Source organism: Oceanicaulis sp. HTCC2633 (assembly GCF_000152745.1).
Taxonomy (GTDB): Bacteria; Pseudomonadota; Alphaproteobacteria; order Caulobacterales; family Maricaulaceae; genus Oceanicaulis.
Map to the genome: position 1 here is coordinate 507,645 of NZ_CH672428.1, position 17,432 is coordinate 525,076.

Below are 17,432 nucleotides of genomic sequence, written 5' to 3' on the forward strand. Positions count from 1 at the left end.
ATTCAACGGGTGTGACTTCTAGGCCTCATGCGGGTCGGATTCCAGCGCCGCCAGACGCCGTGTCAGCGTGTTTCTGTTTAGGCCCAACAGCTTGGCTGCGTCCTGCCTGACACCCTGAGTGGCGTCGAGGGCTGCGGAGAACAATCCGCGGTCCACGGCCAATTGCGCCTTCTCGCTGATTTCGGTCTCTCCCTGCGCCAGACTAGCGCCGAAGAATCGCGCCGCCGCCTCCGTCAGGTCAGCGGCGGGATCACGTCCCGAGAATTCCTGGATCGCGGCTTCGATCTCGGCGACGCGCAAGGGCCCGCGCGCGCCTTGCATGCTGAGATGAAGCGCAACGCGTTTCATCCCCAGAACCTCATCCGCCCAGACTTGCGCATTGATGTATTGACGGACTTCTTCATCCATTTCGCGCGCCGGCGATTGTTCGGCCAGAAAATGCGCAAACAGAAGCGCCCGGTCTTCTCCACGTTCCCTGAGCGGGGGCAGCTGGACACGACCGATCGCCAGATGAGACAGCAAGGCTGGCCGCATGTGCCGGGCGATTTCAGGCGTGGCTGTGGCAAGGATCCTCGGTGAATCCCCCCTTGGATTCTCAAGGGCTTCCTGAACCCAGTCCTGGGTTTCATCATCCCAGGCGTCGGCGCGGCGCAGGACGAGCGCGCCGCCCGCCGCCGTTTCCAGCAAGCCCGCGCCCTCACGCCGCATGCGGGCCGGACCGGCTTCAATCACAGGGCCGACCACGCCTGTCTCAGAAACGAGCACACGGGCGCAATGCGCCCGACCGCTTCCCTCGGGTCCTGTAAACAGAACCGGAGAGGCCGTGCGCGCCAGTCGCCCCAGAGCGCGAAAAGCTTCCTGCATGGCGGGCGAGCGTCCGACAAGACCGCCGAAACCGGGAGCGGCGGATGACGGGAGGGACGGCCCCACATCCTCCAGCGAACGTTTAATGACCGCCACCATGTCATTAAGATCAAATGGCTTTGGCAGATATTCGAAAACGCCAGCCTTGCCGGCCTCGATGGCGGTGCGCGCCGTGGTCTGGGCGCTCATGATGATCACCGGGATATCGGGGCGCACACGCGTGACCTCGTCCAGGCGATCCAGGAAACTCTCGCGGCCGAGCAGGACATCCGCCAGCAGCACATCCACTTCCCGTCGGACCAGGCGCTCGAGCGCTGCGTCAGTCGAGGCGGTCGCACGCACTTCAAACCCGGCCCGCGACAAGGCTTTTGCGATCACCAGCCGCAGGGATTCATCATCTTCAAGTATCAGGACCCGATGGGCCATCAGCCGTCCTTACGCTCTATGGGCAGATAGAAGTGAAACACGGTCCGTCCTGGACGCGTATCAAACTCGACCCCGCCATTGAGAAGATCCGCCACCCGGCTGACAAGCGCGAGCCCCAGCCCTTCGCCTGCGGGCTTGCCTGTGACGAAAGGATTGAAAATCGCGTCTCGCAACGCATCGTCCACCCCCGGGCCGTCATCCTCGATTGCAATCTCGAGTCTGGCGTCCGGCGCCGGACCGCCGGGACGCGGCTGGCGATAGCGTGTGTAGACCTTGACGCGCCCGCCGCCCTGGCTGGCGGCCTCCCCGGCATTGATCAGAAGATTGAGCACAGCCTGGGACACCAGGTCCCGGTCAGCGCGCGCATCCGGCAGGGAGGGGTCAAAATATTCCAGCCAGACCACTTCAGGGGCGGCCGAAGCCCGGGCCGAACGCACCGCTTCACGCACGAGCGCGTGAAGATTGACGCGCCCCAGACGCGGCGGGCCGATATCGCCAACCCGACTCCAGCGTTCCGCAATGCGCCGCGCCCGATCAAGCTCGGTGATGATCAGCCCGGCCAGCTCCCGGCTCTCCTCATCCTCACCTTGCGCAATCAGCTGCGCCGCGCCCCGGGCGCCGGCCATGGGATTCTTGAGTTCGTGTGAGAGCAGCATGCCGAACCCGGCCGCAGCATTCGCCGCAATCTCACTGCGCGCCCCGCCGCCCGATTCCGGCCAGGGGCGCAAACAGACGCACACACCGCTCTCATCCGGAGACGCATCCACGGATATGCGCAGGGCGCGGTCCTCGACACCTACAGGCAGGTCATGCGCATAGACCGAACGGCTTTCCTCAAGCGCCCGGCGCGCCAGTTCTGACGCCGCCTGACCAACCGGGCCGGCCTCGTCCAGCCGCTTTCCCAGGAGACGTTTGCGTGATTGCCCGAACAGGGTTTCCGCCCGCAGGTTGGCGAAGATGATTTCACCGGCATCATCAAGAAGAAGAAGCGCCACCGGCGCGGCTTCGGCCGCCCGCTCCGAGAATGACGGCGTCGTCCCGCTCACGCTGCGCTCTCTTGCGCGCTGGAGGCGAACGCCATCAGCGCAGCCTCGGCTTCGAGCCGGTTCTGAGCACGGCACAGTCGCCCGCGCCATTCACGCGCCGCCTCCGGTTCAGGGATCGCCCAGTCCACGAAGCTGGCGAAGTGTTTGCGCATTGTGCGCACGCCCAGATGTTCGCCGTAGAGCGTTACGCTGTCCGCCAAAGCCTGACAGAGGGCATCAGCTCCCACCCTCAATGAGGGCTCCTTGAAGGCTGCGCCGTCACACAGCACATCCGCAATCGCTCCGGGCAGCCAGGGCCGCCCCTGAGACGCGCGCCCCACCATCACGCCGTCTGCGCCCGAAAGCCGCAAGGCCTCGCGCGCCTGCTGCGGGGTCTGGATATCGCCATTGACCACAAGCGGTATAGAAACGGCGTCCTTGACGCGCGCAACCGCCGACCAGTCGGCCTTGTCCTTGTAAAATTGCTGCCGCGTGCGTCCATGGACCGTGACCATCTGCACGCCGGCCGCTTCCGCGCGACGCGCCAGTTCCGGAGCATTCAGGCTGTCATGGTCCCACCCCAGTCTCATCTTCAGAGTCACCGGGACGGACACGGCTTTCACCGTGGCTTCAACAAGCGTCAGAGCATGATCAAGATCGCGCATCAGGGCCGAACCGCTCAACCCGCGCGTCACTTGCCGCGCCGGGCAGCCCATATTGATGTCGATGATGTCAGCGCCCACTTCTTCGGCGAGACGGGCTCCCACATCCATCCAGTGCGCTTCACGCCCTGCAAGCTGAATCACATGAGGACCGCAATCTCCATCCGCCCGCATACGCCGGATGACGTCTTCCCGCCCCTGAGCCAGCGTTTCACAGGCCACCATCTCGCTCACAACCAGCCCCGCCCCAAACCGGTGGGCCTGCTTTCGGATGGGCCAGTCGGTCACGCCGGACATGGGCGCCAGCAGGACTGGACGCTTCACATGAATGGGTCCGATGTCAAAGCCGGACAGGAGGGTCTGAGCGCGCGTCATTCCTCTGAAATACCGTGTCTGCTGCTCCTCTTCCAGAGACCGAATGAATTAACGCCCGATCCGGGACACGGCTGGGTTAGCACCGGATCGAATTTCTCCCATAACGGGATTGACTCCAGGCCTATGCGTTCTCACGGTTGAATTCCGTATCCATTTGAAGGAGTAAAGTCATGCCATCCATTCGTTTCATGCTTGGCGCTGTCGCGCTCGGCGCATCCGCCCTGCTGGCGACGCCGGCCGCCCATGCCGACACCATCCCTGAAGATGCTGTGGTCCTCTCCTGCACCGAAGTGGCTGGCTTCTGGAGCGTCCGCATCTTTCATAACGGCATCATCTATGACGTCTTCAGCGATTATTGCCCGCTGAACCCCTGACCGGACTGTCTTGCTGGCTTGCGCCGGTTCGCCCGGACTGAACGCCAGCTAGACGGAATGGTCTGAATTGCCTATCGCTGCCATGGTGAAATCAAGGGAATAAGCGCCACGCCATGGCCTACACAGCATGCATTGTCGCCGCCGGTCGCGGAGAACGCGCTGGCGGCGGCGCGCCCAAACAGTTCCGACAACTGGCTGGACATCCCATGCTCGGATGGAGCGTGAAGCGGTTCGCCGCCGACCCTGCCTGCGCGCAGATCATCATTGCGCATGCGCCAGGCCAGGCTGATCAGGTCCAGGCCTGTCTGGACGGCGTCAACGCCGAACTGGTCGAAGGCGGAGACACCCGGACTGGCTCCGTGCGCAACGCCCTCGCCCTCGCCCGCGCGAGCCGCGTGCTGATCCATGATGCGGCGCGCCCCATGCTCTCTCAGGCCGTCATCGACCGTCTGATCGAAGCGCTCGACACCCATCACGGCGCGGCGCCGGCCCTGCCCGTCACAGACGCGCTCGTGCGATCAGACGACAGCGGCGTGCAGGCGGTGAGCCGGGATCTGCTCTACCGGATGCAGACGCCGCAGGCTTTCAGAACACAAAGCCTGCGTGAGGCTTTCACCCGCGCCCAATCCGATTATCCTGACGAGGTCTCGCTGGCGCGAGCCTTTGGTCTGGACGTCGCTCTGACACAGGGCGAGGAAGCGAATTTCAAGGTGACCTACCCGGAGGATTTCAAACGCGCCGAACAGTCTCTCGCTCAGGCTGCGCCAGGGGGCGCGCCATCGGTCTCGGTCACCGGTTCAGGGTATGACGTGCACCGGATGACGGCGGGAGACGGGGTCCATCTGTGCGGCGTCTTCATCGACTGCCCCTATCGCCTGATCGGTCACTCCGACGCGGATGCGGGGCTGCATGCGGTAACGGACGCACTGCTGGGCGCGGCGGGTCTGGGCGATATCGGCGATCACTTTCCGCCTTCAGACGACCAATGGAAGGGCGCGGATTCGGCCATGTTCCTCGCCCACGCCGTGAAAATCGCCGCCCAGGCTGGCGTACGGCCCGTGCATGTGGATGTGACGCTGATTTGCGAACGCCCCAAGATCGGGCCTCACAAGGCAGCCATGAAGGCTCGCGTCGCCGAGATCATGGGTCTTGATCCCAAACGGGTGAACATCAAGGCGACCACCACCGAGAAGCTGGGTTTTACGGGCCGCGGCGAAGGTCTCGCGGCGGAAGCCGTGGTGACGGGGCTCGCGTCATGAGCCCGGCCAACAGTTATGCAAAGCAAGTGATCGAGCTGGCGCGAACCCGCGGCGTGAAGATCGCCACGGCGGAATCATGCACGGGCGGACTAATCGCCGGCGCACTGACCGACATTGCAGGGTCTTCAGCCGTCGTCGATCGTGGCTTCGTCACCTATTCAAACAGCGCCAAGATGGAGATGCTCGAGGTCTCGCCAGAGACATTGCAGGCCTTTGGCGCTGTGTCCTCGCGAACGGCTCAGCAAATGGCGGAAGGCGCGCTCGCGCACAGTCAGGCCAGCCTCACGGTCTCGGTGACGGGCATTGCAGGCCCTGGCGGCGGGAGCGCAGACAAACCTGTTGGCCTTGTCTGGTTCGGCCTTGCCCAGGCGGGAAAACCGACGCGGACACTCAGCCGCAAATTCGGAGATGTGGGGCGGGACCGGGTGCGCGCCCTCACCGTAGAGCAGGCGCTCAGGCTGTTGATCGACGCCCTAGGCTGACGCCCCTGACGGTTCCGGCAGGGCGGCCAATGCCGGCCCCAGATCAAACTCCTGTGCGCCCACCTGCTGATAGCGGTTGGCGGCTTCATCCTCAAAGGCGCTGATCAGATACCGGATCGCCCGGCTGCGATTGCCATCGAGCAACATCTGAAGGACGGGGTTCTTGAAGCCGTAGCGGATCCAGAAATCCACCAGCGTCGAGCCGTCTTCCAGCTCATGAAAGCGCCAGTGATTGGCCAGATCATGAAACGGACCGGACAGATAGGTCACGTCGATCGTGCGCGCGGACTTGTCCAGCGTCACACGCGTGGTGAAGCCCTCGCGCACGAACTTGAAGCGTATCCGAGCCTCGGCGACGAGCTCTCCGACACCGTCCCTGACGTCATCCTGCGTGATGCGCATGGCGGTGATCGGCTTGATGAAATCAGGATAGCGGCGGACATCGCTCACCAGCTCGAAGAGATCATCGGGCCGGTAGCGCAAGCGCATCCGTTCGACGTGTTCGGCGCTCATGGAACTCTCTAGACGGATTTGCCCGACGCCAGCGCGGCTTCACGCGCGGCGCGCATGCGCTCGAAATCATCTCCGGCGTGATAGCTGGAGCGGGTGAGCGGGCTGGCGGAAACCATCAAGAACCCCTTGGCGCGGGCGATGGTCTCATAGCTCTTGAACTCTTCCGGCGTGACGTAACGGTCGACAGCCGCGTGCTTGCGGGTCGGCTGCAGATACTGGCCAATGGTCAGAAAATCGATGCTGGCGGACCGCATATCGTCCATCACCTGCATCACTTCTTCCTTGGTCTCTCCAAGGCCGACCATGATGCCCGACTTGGTGAACTGGCTTGGGTCGCGCTCCTTCACCCGTTCCAGAAGGCGCAGCGAATGGTAATAACGCGCGCCCGGACGGATGCTCAGATAGAGCCGCGGCACGGTTTCCAGATTGTGATTGAACACGTCCGGTTTGGCGTCAATCACCACTTCCGCCGCACCCGGCTTGCGCAGGAAGTCCGGCGTCAGGATCTCGATCGTCGTGCCCGGCGCGGCCTCACGGATCGCCCGGATCACCTGGGCGAAATGTTCGGCGCCGCCATCTGACAGGTCGTCACGGTCGACCGAGGTGATCACGACGTGCTTGAGACCCATCGTGGCGGTGGCTTCCGCCACCCGGCGCGGTTCATCAGCATCCAGCGCGTCGGGCAGACCCGTCTTCACATTGCAGAAGCTGCAGGCGCGGGTGCAGGTCTCGCCCATGATCATGAAGGTCGCGTGCTTTTGCGACCAGCACTCACCGATATTGGGGCATCCCGCCTCTTCGCACACCGTGACGAGGTTGTTCTCCTTGACCACATTGCGGGTCTCGGAGAACACGCCGCCGGCGGGCGCCTTGACGCGAATCCAGTCCGGCTTTCGCAGAACGGGCGTATCCGGACGCTTTTGCTTTTCCGGATGGCGCGCGGCGCGAGCGTCGAGCGCGGCGGAGCGGGATGTAATCAGATTGACCATAGGCCCCAAATAAGCCTCCCCGCCCCCTGCATCAAGCGTCGTGACAGCGCACCCGGGGTTATAGTTAGACAGATTTCTAATTATTCGCTTGCCATCATTTCGACGATTAGCTAATCGTCTATTCATGAGCACGATATTCAAAGCCCTTTCAGACCCGACTCGTCGGCGCGTCCTGGAGCTCTTGCGAGAGCGGCCCATGACTGCGGGCGACCTCGCGGCCGAGTTCGACGTCTCCAAGCCGACCATGTCGGCGCACTTTGCTGTGCTCAAGGAGGCCGATCTGGTCGAAGCCACAAAATCGGGAAAGACCATCACCTATCGCATCAAGCTCAGCGTGCTTGAGGACGCGCTTCTGGGTTTCGCGAAAGCCTTCGGACTGGGCGCAGGCCCGACCGCGACTGACAAGGAGGAGCCTAAATGAGCGATGCTCCCGCTAAGAACACCTTGATGTTTCCCCTCATGATCGTGATCGCCGTTCTGGCGCTCGCCCTGATCATGATTGTCCGTGAACCCGGCCTCGCCTGGATGTTCGGGCTGGCGGCGATCTTCCTGCCGGGCTGCTGGATCCTGATCGAGAAGCTCCGGTTTGCATATCCGCTGAGCGAAAAGAGGCTTGAGGAACGCGCCCTGATCCGTCGTTCCATCGGCCTTGCGGCCCTGATGATCGCCGTCGCTCTCGGCATGACCGTCATCTACACCTCGGGCCTTGCGTGGGTCACCGATCAGTTCGAGCAACGCTCGACCGGGATCGTGTTCGCCATGCTCTTGATCGTCGTGGGCAATATCATGCCCAAGACTCCCGTCCCGCTCTCCGATGATCCGAGTGCGAGCACCCAGCGTCAGGCGCAGATGCGCACCACCGGCGTCTTCATGGTGGTCTCGGGCCTTCTGTACGGGCTTGTCTGGGTGTTCGCGCCACTCGACCTCGCCAAGCCGCTCTCGCTGGGCGCCCTGTTTCTCGGCGTCGCTCTCATGATGCTGCGCATGGTGCTTCTCGCCCGGCCCCGCGCCTGATCCGGGGGCGCAAGCCCCCCATTCTTCTTCCCTAAGGACAAACCGGATTCTGAACGGCGCGAGTCGCCGAACGGGAAAGCCGTGTCCAGAATCCGACATAGAGGACAATCCCGACATGCCCCCAAGACCTTCAACTCCCTTCACGATCCTGGCCGGAGGATTTCTGATCCTTCTCGTCACCTGCCTCGCCTCCGCCCAGACGCCTGACGATCGGTTGGGACCCTGGCGCGCGACCCTGGAGACTCCCGGCGGCGATTTGCGCCTGCAGGTAACGGTCTCCCTGAACCAGAACGGCGAGCAAACCGCGGTTCTGGAAAGCCTTGACCAGGACCCCGGACAGGATATCCCGGTCAGCACGGTCACCCTTGATGCGGACCGCTTCAGCTTCTCCATCCAGCAGATCAGCGCGCGGTTTGATGGCGAATGGAATGCGCAGACTCAAAGCTATGACGGCGTCTTCAGCCAGGGCATGCAGATCCCGACCCGCTTTGCCCGCCCTGCTCAATCACAGGCCGTTTTCATGCCTGAGCTAGATGGAATGTGGGAGGGCCATCTTGATCGCGACGACACCCGGCTCGAGTTCACGCTCGAGGTTCAAACCGGGGAATCTGGCACGCAACTCGCACTGAACTCCATCACCCAGGGCGTCTATGGCATCCCCGTCACCGGTCTCGCCCGGACAGGATCGTTCATCGAGTTCACGATCCCGGCCGCGAATGTCACTTACACCTTTGAACGGGATGCCGACACGCTCAACGGGCAATGGCGTCGCCCGGGCTTTGAGGATGTTGATGTATCCTTTGTACGCATCGCCAGCGAGATAACCGGGCCGAATCGCCCGCAAACCCCGCAGCCCCCCTTTCCCTATACAGAACTCGATGTACGCATCGACAACCCCGATGCGGAGGGGGTGACGCTGGCCGGCACGCTGTCCGTGCCCCAGGGCGAAGGTCCGTTTCCTGGCGTGGTGCTGATATCGGGGTCTGGCCCGCAAGATCGCAATGAAACCGTCTGGACGCATCAGCCCTTTGCTGTGCTTGCCGACTACCTGACCCGTGAGGGCATAGCCGTGCTGCGCTATGACGATCGCGGCTTTGAGCAGTCCTCAGGGGATTTCGCCAGCGCCACCTCCTATGACTTCGCCTCGGACGCTGAAGCTGTCGCCGCCTTCATGCGTGAGCGGGCCGATATCCGTTCTGTGGGCCTGATCGGCCATAGCGAGGGCGGTCTGATCGCACCTGTTGTCGCGGTCGAGGATCCGGCAACCGCCTTTATCGTGCTTCTGGCGGGTCCGAGCACGCCGGGCCATCAGTTCGTGGTCGATCAGATGGTCGCCAACAATGTCGCCATGGATGTGGATCCGTCCGTGATCGCGGCCCGGACGCAGGTCCTGCAGAGCGTGACCGACGCCGTCAGGAACGCCGCTTCGGCAGAGCAGGCCCGGACGGCGCTCGAAGGCCTGTTGACGGATGACCGGCTGGCGACCCTCGAAATCACCGCCGATCAGAAGGCAATGTTCATTCAGCAGCAAACCCGGGACTGGTATCGCGCCCTTCTGGAGCACGATCCGGCGCACTGGCTGTCACAGATGGATCAACCGGTTCTGGCCCTGCAAGGCACGCTCGATCTTCAGATCGTCGCCGAGCCCAATGTGTCCGGCCTTGAGGCGGCTCTGGGCGATCACGACGATGCCCGGATCGTCGTTCTGGAAGGACGCAATCACCTCTTCCAGAAGGCCGGCACGGGCCTGATCGCGGAATACGCCCAGATCGAGGAGACCATGGACCCTGAGGCCATGGCGATCATCGCGGACTGGATCAACGCCCGCTTCGGCGCGGAACGCTAGAAGCGCGCCCGGCCCGGCGCACGGTTGTCCGGTCCCTGGGTCAGGGACTGGACATCCTCGCCCAGACGAACATTCGTCAGATTGGACTGGCTGGGCAGGTAATCGACCAGCAAGCGATTGTCGATGATCACCGAACTGCCCGGTTCAGGCGCTTCAGCCACAAAATAGAAAAAGGTGAACTCGCCATCGGGCTCGGCGCCGACAAAGCGCAGCGGCAAGGGCCCCTCGCCTTCAACCCGCATGGAGAACCGCGCCGCCGCATATGCGCCCAGGCGCAGCAGACCCTGACGGGTTTCATACAATTCGGTGTCGTCGATGGCGTTGAAATCGATCGCCGGATAGAGGTCGTGCATGAAAAGCCGATGCACGACTTCCAGCTCGCCCGTGACGTCATTGACCGATATGTCCGTCAGTCCGGCGTGAAGCCTGTGGGCGTAAGCGGAACCGGCCGCTGCGCAGAGCGCAACGGCCAGAACCAGAAGGCGGAGGACGCCGCGACCCATTACTGGTCCCGTGTCCGGATGCTGTCGCGCTCGACACGCAGATCCATGTCATCCATCAGCGAGGAAGACCGCGAGGTGTCGCGATAGACCTCAAGACGGCTCGGCTGGATTTGCGCCGGATAGTAATTGTCCGTGCGATCCGCATCAGCCGTTTCCAGATGCGGATCGAGCTCCACGGACACGACCTGTTTGTCGCTGATATAGCGCCAGATCGCGGAATCCGGATTGAAGCGCCAGATTTCCGCCGGGATCCGGACTTCGTCCGTGCTGCCGTCCGCGAAGGTGAATTCGAGGATCACCGGCATCACGACGCCGCCCTGGTTCTCCAGGTTCACGAAGTAGACATAGCCGTCATAATCCAGCGCATCAGCTTCATGCTGGGGCAGATCGCCATTGCGCAGCTCTTCATAGGCTTCGCGCTGACGGTTGGTGATCACATGAGGGTCATTGGCCGAGTAGAAATCCTGAACCTCGGGATTCTCGGCTTCATAGAAAGCAAGGCCCTCATCGATATTGTTCTGCAGCGTGGTCGAGTTGGCGCCATCCGCCTCCCGCTGACGATCCAGCGGATTCTCGATCTCCGGGTTCTCGGTGTTCACCGTGCCTTCGGTCACCGAGGTGATGGCGATATCCACATGGTCGGTGGAATAGAACCAGCCGCGCCAGAACCAGTCGAGATCCACGCCCGAGCTTTCCTCCATGGTGCGGAAGAAGTCATACGGCGTCGGACGCTTGAAGCGCCAGCGCTGGGCGTATTCGCGGAAAGCGCGATCAAAGAGCTCGCGGCCCAGAACCGTCTCGCGCAGCACCACAAGGGCGGTCGCCGGCTTGCCATAGGCATTGTTGCCGAATTGCGGGATGGAATCAGACTGGGTCATGATCGGCACCTGGTTGGTGGAGACCATGTAGTTGGCGATCAGGTCCGGATCACCGCGGCGCACCGGATAGTCCTCGGACCAGCGGCGCTCGGCCTGGAATTGCAGGAAGGTGTTCAGGCCCTCATCCATCCAGGTCCATTGGCGCTCGTCGGAGTTCACCGTCATCGGGAAATAGATGTGGCCGATCTCATGGATGATCACGCCGATCAGGCCGAACTTGGCGCGGCGAGAATAGGTCAGCTCGCCATCGTCCCCGATCACCGGACGGCCATAGCTCGCGCCGTTGAAGGTGATCATCGGGTATTCCATCCCGCCTTGCGGACCGGAAATCGACTGTGCCGTCGGATACGGATAGGGGAAGGAGAATTCGTTGTAGACGTCGATCGTGTGCTCGATGGCGCGGGTCGAATAGGTCGACCACAGCGGCTCCGCCTCATTGGGGTAGAAGCTCATCGCCATGACGCGATCCGGGGCCTGACCAGCGCCATCCTGCTCAACGCCCACGGCGTCCCAGATGAATTTGCGCGACGTCGCCCAGGCAAAATCACGCACATTCTCGGCATGGAATTCCCAGGTCGCAGTGGAGCGGGTGCCCCGGCGTTCATTGGCGCGCGCCTCGTCCGGCGTGATGATGAAGACCGGCTCTTCCGCGGTCGCGGCCTCTTCGAGGCGCTCGCGCTGGGCTTCGGTCAGCACCTCCTCGGGATTCTGCAGTTCACCCGTCGAGGCGACCACGAAATCCTGCGGCACGGTGATGGAGACGTCATAGTCGCCGAACTCGAGCGTGAATTCGCCACGCCCCAGGAAGGCCTTGTTATGCCAGCCTTCGTAATCGGTGAAAGCGGCTGCACGCGGGAACCACTGCGCCATCTGATAGATGCAGTCGCCGCCCTCGCCGTCCTCGTCAAAGCATTCCCAGCCGGAGCGGCCGCCAATCACCGCGGTCTCGATCAGCACATGATCCCAGTTGATGGTGAAGGTGACCGAATCACCGGTCTCCAGCGTTTCCGGCAGGTCGATCCGCATCAGCGTGTCGACGATCGTGTAATCCAGCGCCGTACCGTCTTCGAGCGTGACCGACTGAACGTTGAAGCCCAGACCGTCTTCCTCAAGTCGGCGTGCGCGATGCAGCGTGCTGGCCGAAACGCCGTCCACAGAGGCTGCAGCCCCGGTCCGCGCATTGGCGCGAGAGGCGCCGCCCACGGTTTCCGTCATCACCGCGATGGAATCCGGCCGGAAGCGATTCTGGTCCATCAGGAACCAGAGGTAATCGAGCGTGTCCGGCGCATTGTTGGTGTAGGTCACCGTGGCCGAACCGGTCAGCACTTTGGAGTTTTCGTCGAACGCGACGTCGATGTCGTAATCGACCTGTTGCTGCCAGTAATCCGGACCCGGCGCGCCCGTGGCGCGACGTTCACGATTGGGCGTCGGCCAATCTTCATCCTCCAGCTGGCGGAAGGCGTCACGCCAGTTGTTGGTGGTTTGACGGATAGGATCAGCAAAGCTGGGCGCACTGATCACCAGTGCGACGCCAGCCGCCAGGGCGACTTTGATCAAGGACATGAGCGCTCCCCCGATTGAAGCATGTCTGCGGCTCTATGACCGCTTACGAACAAAAAAATCCCGGCCAACCTACAAGGTCGACCGGGATCGTAACAGGGTAACGCTGTACTTATTTCATTACACTGCGTCCATGTTCTGGGCCGGTTTCGTGCGCGAGAACAGGGCGATAGTCCAGGCGCCCAGACCGATGCAGAACACGATGGTGCTGATCAGCCAACCCAGCAGCGGGATCACGGACAGAAGACCGATCACCAGCAGAGCCGCGAGCATGGAGCCGGCCCGCAGTCCGAAGCGCGCTGGTTCGCCGGAACGGTTCATCACCAGATCCCCGATCACGATGCCGCCAAAGACATAGGACAGGAACAGCACGATCGGCAGGGCGAAGATCAGCAGGAAAGCAAGCGGAATGCCGATCACGGTCGCCAGCAACAAGACGAAGAGCGTCAACGTCAGCACCGGCAGAACCGCCAGAACCACGAGGCCCAGAAGGCCCGACAGCCAGGGCTGGCGACGGAAGGCGCTCGCAATGCCCGCAACGCCTTTCGGGCTGGCCAGGGACACCAGAAGACCCAGCAGGAACGCGCTGGCGGTGAACACGCCGCCAAAAGCCCAGGGCGACGGAGCGAACCCGAAATCGTCGATGCCGATATTCACATTGGGATGATCGAAGTCGGAATCCTCGTCAAAGTCGTATTGCTGATAATCCAGATCGCCGACTTGCGCGCCTTCAGCCACGGACGGCGGCTTGGGCGACCGGATCGTCACCGGACCGGTGAGCACGGCGCCGCTCTCGATCACCACGTCGCGGGCGCGGATATCGACCGGGCCCTCGATGGTTCCGGAGATCACCACGTCACGGGCATGAATCTCCGCGCCCTGCTCCAGACGGCCTTCCATGTAGAGCTCGCGCGCACCGATCTCGGTCCGGCCTGAGACGATGGCGTCCGGCGTGATGATCACTGTCGCGCCCGCCAGCGCCGCGTCGCCGGCGACCGTACCGCTCAGCGTCAGGTCGGCGCCCGCCGCATCCAGATCATTGAAGATGTCTGCGCCGATGCGGATGTCCGCGCCAGCAATCCCGACCTCGCCGTCAATGGCGCCGTCAATCTCGATATCAGCCGCAACGATCTGGACCTCGCCTTCCACGGTGAGGTTCATGCGCACATCCGCCGCAAACACCGTCAGATCTCCGCCGACCCGGCCTTCGCCCACCACATCGGCGGCAAGCACCAGAACATCATCGTTCTCATCCAGCGACAGATTGAGATCGCCGCCGATATACTGACCGGCCTGGGCCGCGCCACTGGCCGCGCCGCAGAGCAGACCTGCCACCAGCAGCGACCCCATGTATTTTTTCAGAGACTTGAGCATCAAACCTCTCCTTTACGAGTTGCGTTCGCAACGCTGGCCATTACGGGCCGTGAAACGGATGTCGTGCGCCTGTGCGCCATTGAGCAGTTCGGGGGGCGAGTCAGCCATCACATCAAGCTGGCCATCGACCTGACCGCGGATGACGACACGACGCGCGCAGATGAATCCGCCGACCGAGTCGCTGTTGAGTTCGACCAGGCCATCCCGGGAGGACAACCGGCCACGGCCCGGATCCACATTCAGGATCATCGGCGCCTGCAATGCGCCATTGATCCGCGCCGTCCGGGCGCTGAGATCAAGCGGGCCGGAGACCACGCCCTCAAGCTCGAAATCGGCCGCATTGGCGATCAATGATCCCTGGATGCGGGCATGACGATCAATTTCCAGATCGGCGGCGGAAATCTCGATATCCGCAAAGTCTCCGGACAAGACCGCATCCGCCACCTGGGCGCCCAGATGACCGCTCACGCGACCGTCAAAATGCAGGTCGGCGGCGCGGATCTGCATGTTCTCGCCAGCACTGCCGCGCCAGCTCACATCCGAGGCCGTCAGACTGACCGGTCCATCCACATCACCGGAAAAGGCGATGTCTGCGGCGGTGACGGACAGCGCTCCGGCATGCAGCTCGCGCGCTACGAACTCGGCGGCGCTGACCCGCAGCCGACCGGCGACCTCGCCGGACACGCGCACATCTGCGCCCGTCAGACGGAAATCGCCCTCTTCGTTCAGAACCGCAGTGAAATCCCCGCCCTGCAGGCTCTGTTGGCCGCTGGTGGCGTAGGCAGGCGTCCTGACCGTAACGTCGATGCAGCCGGTCAGCGCCAGGACGCTGGCGACCGCAGTGGTGAGAAGGAGACGTGTCATTTCGGGTTCCCCGATATTTCTTATATGACCAACCTTATCGAAACTCGATATCATATCGAAACTCGATAAGGAAGCGGAATTTTTCGAAAAACGATAAATTTTTTGATCAAGGCGCTCGAAACTTAAGCCCATAAAGAAAAAGGCGGCCCGCTTCGCGGACCGCCCCTCACCGTCAGTTCGTTGGAGTAATCAGTATTCGCGGCAGCGTTCGCCGTCGCGCGGCGTGTACTCGATCATCTCCGGCGACAGCCCCGAAGGCAGGTCGGGCCGGGCATCAGCGCGCACGCGCAGGACATCGCCCAGAGTGGCGCCCCTCTCTATGATCACTTCGTGAGCGCAGACATCACCACCTGCAGCCAGATGCCCGTCAATTACCAGACGTGAGCGATCCGAACGTTCCCGCCCCAGAAAGTTTCGGTCCCGACCGGCGCCGGCGAAATAGACCGGCGCGGCATGGTCTCCCTCCAGGGTCATGGCGCCGGCGTTGGCGCGCAGGGTCTGGGCGTATCGCCCCTCAAGACGGGCATTGCCGGCATTCACTTCAACCGGCCCCAGATAGACGCCGCTCAGCTGAGCCGATCCGGCGTTGATCTCGCTGGCGCCCGTGACCTGACCGTCGATTTCCACGCTGGCGCCGTTCGCTTCCAGATCACCGCCAATGTCAGCGCGGACATCCACGGAGGCTCCGTTCATCTCAACCCAGCCGCCGACCCGGCCTTCGAGGGTGATGGCGGCGCCATTCATTTCGACATTGCCGTCCGTATCGACGGACCGGCGCCCCGCCAAACCATCAAATGTCGTGGTCGGCCCATCAGACGCCTGCACGCATCCCGTCAGTAGCATCACGCTCAAAACAGCGCCTAAACCCGTCCGCATCATCGCGTTTCTCCCATATCCGACGCCGCCCGAAAGGGCGGTCTCACACCCTAGATGCCGCCGGATACGGTTTCGGATGCAAGGTGCGCAGTCCTAGCTGTTCAAGACGCGTCCATACGCATCCAGCACGCTTTCCTTCATCATTTCACTCAGGGTCGGATGCGGGAAGATGGTGTGCATCAGCTCTTCCTCGGTGGTCTCAAGCCCCATCGCCACCACAAACCCCTGAATCAGCTCGGTCACTTCCGCGCCCACCATGTGCGCCCCCAGAAGCTCGCCGGTCTTCTTGTCAAAGATGGTTTTGACCAGACCTGTATCCTCTCCCAGCGCAATGGCCTTGCCATTGGCGGCGAAGTTGTAGCGCCCGACGCGGATGTCGTAGCCCGCCTCCTTGGCCCTGGCTTCGGTCAGGCCCACCGAGGCGACTTGCGGATTGCAATAGGTGCAGCCCGGAATGTGATTCCTGTTCATCGGGTGGACGCCTTCCACGCCGGCGATCTTCTCCACGCAGATCACGCCTTCATGCTCGGCCTTGTGCGCCAGCATGGGCGGACCGGCCACATCGCCGATCGCATACAGGCCGTCCACATTGGTGCGTCCATAGCCGTCGATCACCACACAGCCCCGATCGGTCTTCACGCCGAGATCCTCAAGGCCCAGATTTTCTATATTGCCCTGAACGCCCACCGCCGAGATCAGGCGATCCGCCTTGATCGTTTCGGTCTTGCCGTCCTGGGTCTGCACATGGGCGGTGACAGCGTCCTTGTGCTTGTCGACCTTGGAGATCTTGGCGCCGGTGATGATCTTCAGCCCACGCTTTTCGAGCGCCTTGCGAGCGATCTTGGAAACCTCCGCATCCTCGACCGGCATGATCTGGTCCATCAGCTCGACCACGGTCACATCCACGCCCATGGAGAGATAAAAGCTCGCGAACTCGATGCCGATCGCGCCCGAGCCCATCACCACGAGGGATTTGGGCAAGGTCTTGGGCTTCATGGCCTCGAAATAGGTCCAGATCAGCTCGCCATCGGGCTCGATCCCCGGCAAGGCCCGCGGACGCGCGCCCGTGGCCAAGATGATATGCCTGGCGGAATACGTCCCCTCGCCCAGCGTGTTCTTGGGCGCAGGATGCTGAGGCTCCACGGCGGGCTTGGAGGGTTTCGACACCTTGATCTCGCCCGGCTTGGTCAGCTTCGCCTCGCCCCAGATGACGCTGATCTTGTTCTTCTTCATCAGCATGCCGACGCCGCCGTTGAGACGCGCAGACACCTTGCGGGATCGGTCCACGACCGCATCCACATCCGGCTTCATCTGCCCGTCGAGCACCAGGCCATAGGCATTGGCGTGGTTGGCGTGATCGAGGATTTCCGCCGAACGCAAAAGCGCCTTGGTCGGAATACAGCCCCAGTTCAGGCAGATGCCCCCGAGATGCTCGCGCTCGACAATAGCGGTCTTGAGCCCCAGCTGCGCGGCCCGGATCGCGGCCACATAGCCGCCCGGACCCGAGCCGATCACGATGACATCAAAGCTGTTTTCCGACATGGGGCT

The 17,432-nt window shown here is 62.7% G+C and carries 17 protein-coding genes; 6 read left to right on the plus strand and 11 right to left on the minus strand.

Annotated elements, in window-relative coordinates; translation table 11 throughout:
- Positions 1-18: 18 nt before the first annotated feature.
- From OA2633_RS02490 to dusB, 3 genes are read right to left on the minus strand one after another with little or no spacing between them, the layout of a single operon-like run.
- Positions 19-1,290, minus strand: coding sequence for a response regulator (locus tag OA2633_RS02490; RefSeq protein WP_009800899.1), 1,272 nt, complete (start codon positions 1,288-1,290; stop codon positions 19-21).
- A complete protein-coding gene (locus tag OA2633_RS02495; RefSeq protein ID WP_009800900.1) occupies positions 1,290-2,336 on the minus strand; it encodes a nitrogen regulation protein NR(II) in 1,047 nt (348 codons plus the stop codon). The genes OA2633_RS02490 and OA2633_RS02495 overlap by 1 nt, the downstream gene beginning before the upstream one ends.
- Positions 2,333-3,352 carry a tRNA dihydrouridine synthase DusB gene (gene dusB, locus OA2633_RS02500; RefSeq protein WP_009800901.1) on the minus strand — a complete coding sequence of 340 codons (1,020 nt, stop codon included), beginning with the start codon at positions 3,350-3,352 and terminating at the stop codon, positions 2,333-2,335. The genes OA2633_RS02495 and dusB overlap by 4 nt, the downstream gene beginning before the upstream one ends.
- Positions 3,353-3,522: 170 nt before the next feature.
- Here dusB and OA2633_RS02505 point away from each other — a divergent pair, with 170 nt between their 5' ends.
- From OA2633_RS02505 to OA2633_RS02515, 3 genes are all read left to right on the plus strand, one after another.
- Positions 3,523-3,726 carry a hypothetical protein gene (locus OA2633_RS02505; RefSeq protein ID WP_009800902.1) on the plus strand — a complete coding sequence of 68 codons (204 nt, stop codon included), beginning with the start codon at positions 3,523-3,525 and terminating at the stop codon, positions 3,724-3,726.
- Between the two features lie 113 nt (positions 3,727-3,839).
- Positions 3,840-4,985, plus strand: coding sequence for a bifunctional 2-C-methyl-D-erythritol 4-phosphate cytidylyltransferase/2-C-methyl-D-erythritol 2,4-cyclodiphosphate synthase (locus tag OA2633_RS02510; RefSeq protein ID WP_009800903.1), 1,146 nt, complete (start codon positions 3,840-3,842; stop codon positions 4,983-4,985).
- On the plus strand, positions 4,982-5,467 hold the full coding sequence (locus OA2633_RS02515) for a CinA family protein (RefSeq protein WP_009800904.1): 486 nt from the start codon (positions 4,982-4,984) through the stop codon (positions 5,465-5,467). Before OA2633_RS02510 ends, OA2633_RS02515 begins: the two co-directional genes overlap by 4 nt.
- Here the strand turns inward: OA2633_RS02515 and OA2633_RS02520 are convergent.
- Both OA2633_RS02520 and lipA read right to left on the minus strand, forming a co-directional pair.
- The gene (locus tag OA2633_RS02520) at positions 5,459-5,980 is read right to left on the minus strand and encodes a type II toxin-antitoxin system RatA family toxin (protein ID WP_009800905.1); all 522 of its coding nucleotides are present in this window, start codon (positions 5,978-5,980) and stop codon (positions 5,459-5,461) included. The genes OA2633_RS02515 and OA2633_RS02520 overlap by 9 nt on opposite strands.
- A gap of 8 nt (positions 5,981-5,988) precedes the next feature.
- On the minus strand, positions 5,989-6,969 hold the full coding sequence (gene lipA, locus OA2633_RS02525; protein ID WP_009800906.1) for a lipoyl synthase: 981 nt from the start codon (positions 6,967-6,969) through the stop codon (positions 5,989-5,991).
- 124 nt (positions 6,970-7,093) lie between these two features.
- Here lipA and OA2633_RS02530 point away from each other — a divergent pair, with 124 nt between their 5' ends.
- From OA2633_RS02530 to OA2633_RS02540, 3 genes are all read left to right on the plus strand, one after another.
- On the plus strand, positions 7,094-7,390 hold the full coding sequence (locus OA2633_RS02530) for an autorepressor SdpR family transcription factor (RefSeq protein ID WP_040612384.1): 297 nt from the start codon (positions 7,094-7,096) through the stop codon (positions 7,388-7,390).
- Positions 7,387-7,983, plus strand: coding sequence for a hypothetical protein (locus tag OA2633_RS02535; RefSeq protein ID WP_040612387.1), 597 nt, complete (start codon positions 7,387-7,389; stop codon positions 7,981-7,983). The genes OA2633_RS02530 and OA2633_RS02535 overlap by 4 nt, the downstream gene beginning before the upstream one ends.
- A 115-nt stretch (positions 7,984-8,098) precedes the next feature.
- Positions 8,099-9,829, plus strand: coding sequence for a S9 family peptidase (locus OA2633_RS02540; protein ID WP_009800909.1), 1,731 nt, complete (start codon positions 8,099-8,101; stop codon positions 9,827-9,829).
- Here the strand turns inward: OA2633_RS02540 and OA2633_RS02545 are convergent.
- From OA2633_RS02545 to lpdA, 6 genes are all read right to left on the minus strand, one after another.
- Positions 9,826-10,332, minus strand: coding sequence for a DUF6702 family protein (locus OA2633_RS02545; protein WP_009800910.1), 507 nt, complete (start codon positions 10,330-10,332; stop codon positions 9,826-9,828). The genes OA2633_RS02540 and OA2633_RS02545 overlap by 4 nt on opposite strands.
- On the minus strand, positions 10,332-12,773 hold the full coding sequence (locus tag OA2633_RS02550) for a M1 family metallopeptidase (RefSeq protein ID WP_009800912.1): 2,442 nt from the start codon (positions 12,771-12,773) through the stop codon (positions 10,332-10,334). The genes OA2633_RS02545 and OA2633_RS02550 overlap by 1 nt, the downstream gene beginning before the upstream one ends.
- 117 nt (positions 12,774-12,890) lie before the next feature.
- Positions 12,891-14,144, minus strand: a complete 1,254-nt coding sequence (locus tag OA2633_RS02555; protein ID WP_009800913.1) for a polymer-forming cytoskeletal protein — start codon at positions 14,142-14,144, stop codon at positions 12,891-12,893.
- A 12-nt stretch (positions 14,145-14,156) separates the two neighbouring features.
- Positions 14,157-15,008 (minus strand): hypothetical protein, encoded by an 852-nt coding sequence (locus tag OA2633_RS02560; RefSeq protein WP_009800914.1) that lies wholly within the window; start codon positions 15,006-15,008, stop codon positions 14,157-14,159.
- Positions 15,009-15,197: 189 nt separating this feature from the next.
- Positions 15,198-15,854, minus strand: coding sequence for a hypothetical protein (locus tag OA2633_RS02565; RefSeq protein WP_156776060.1), 657 nt, complete (start codon positions 15,852-15,854; stop codon positions 15,198-15,200).
- 123 nt (positions 15,855-15,977) lie between these two features.
- Positions 15,978-17,426, minus strand: coding sequence for a dihydrolipoyl dehydrogenase (lpdA, locus tag OA2633_RS02570; RefSeq protein ID WP_009800916.1), 1,449 nt, complete (start codon positions 17,424-17,426; stop codon positions 15,978-15,980).
- Between the last annotated feature and the right edge of the window lie 6 nt (positions 17,427-17,432).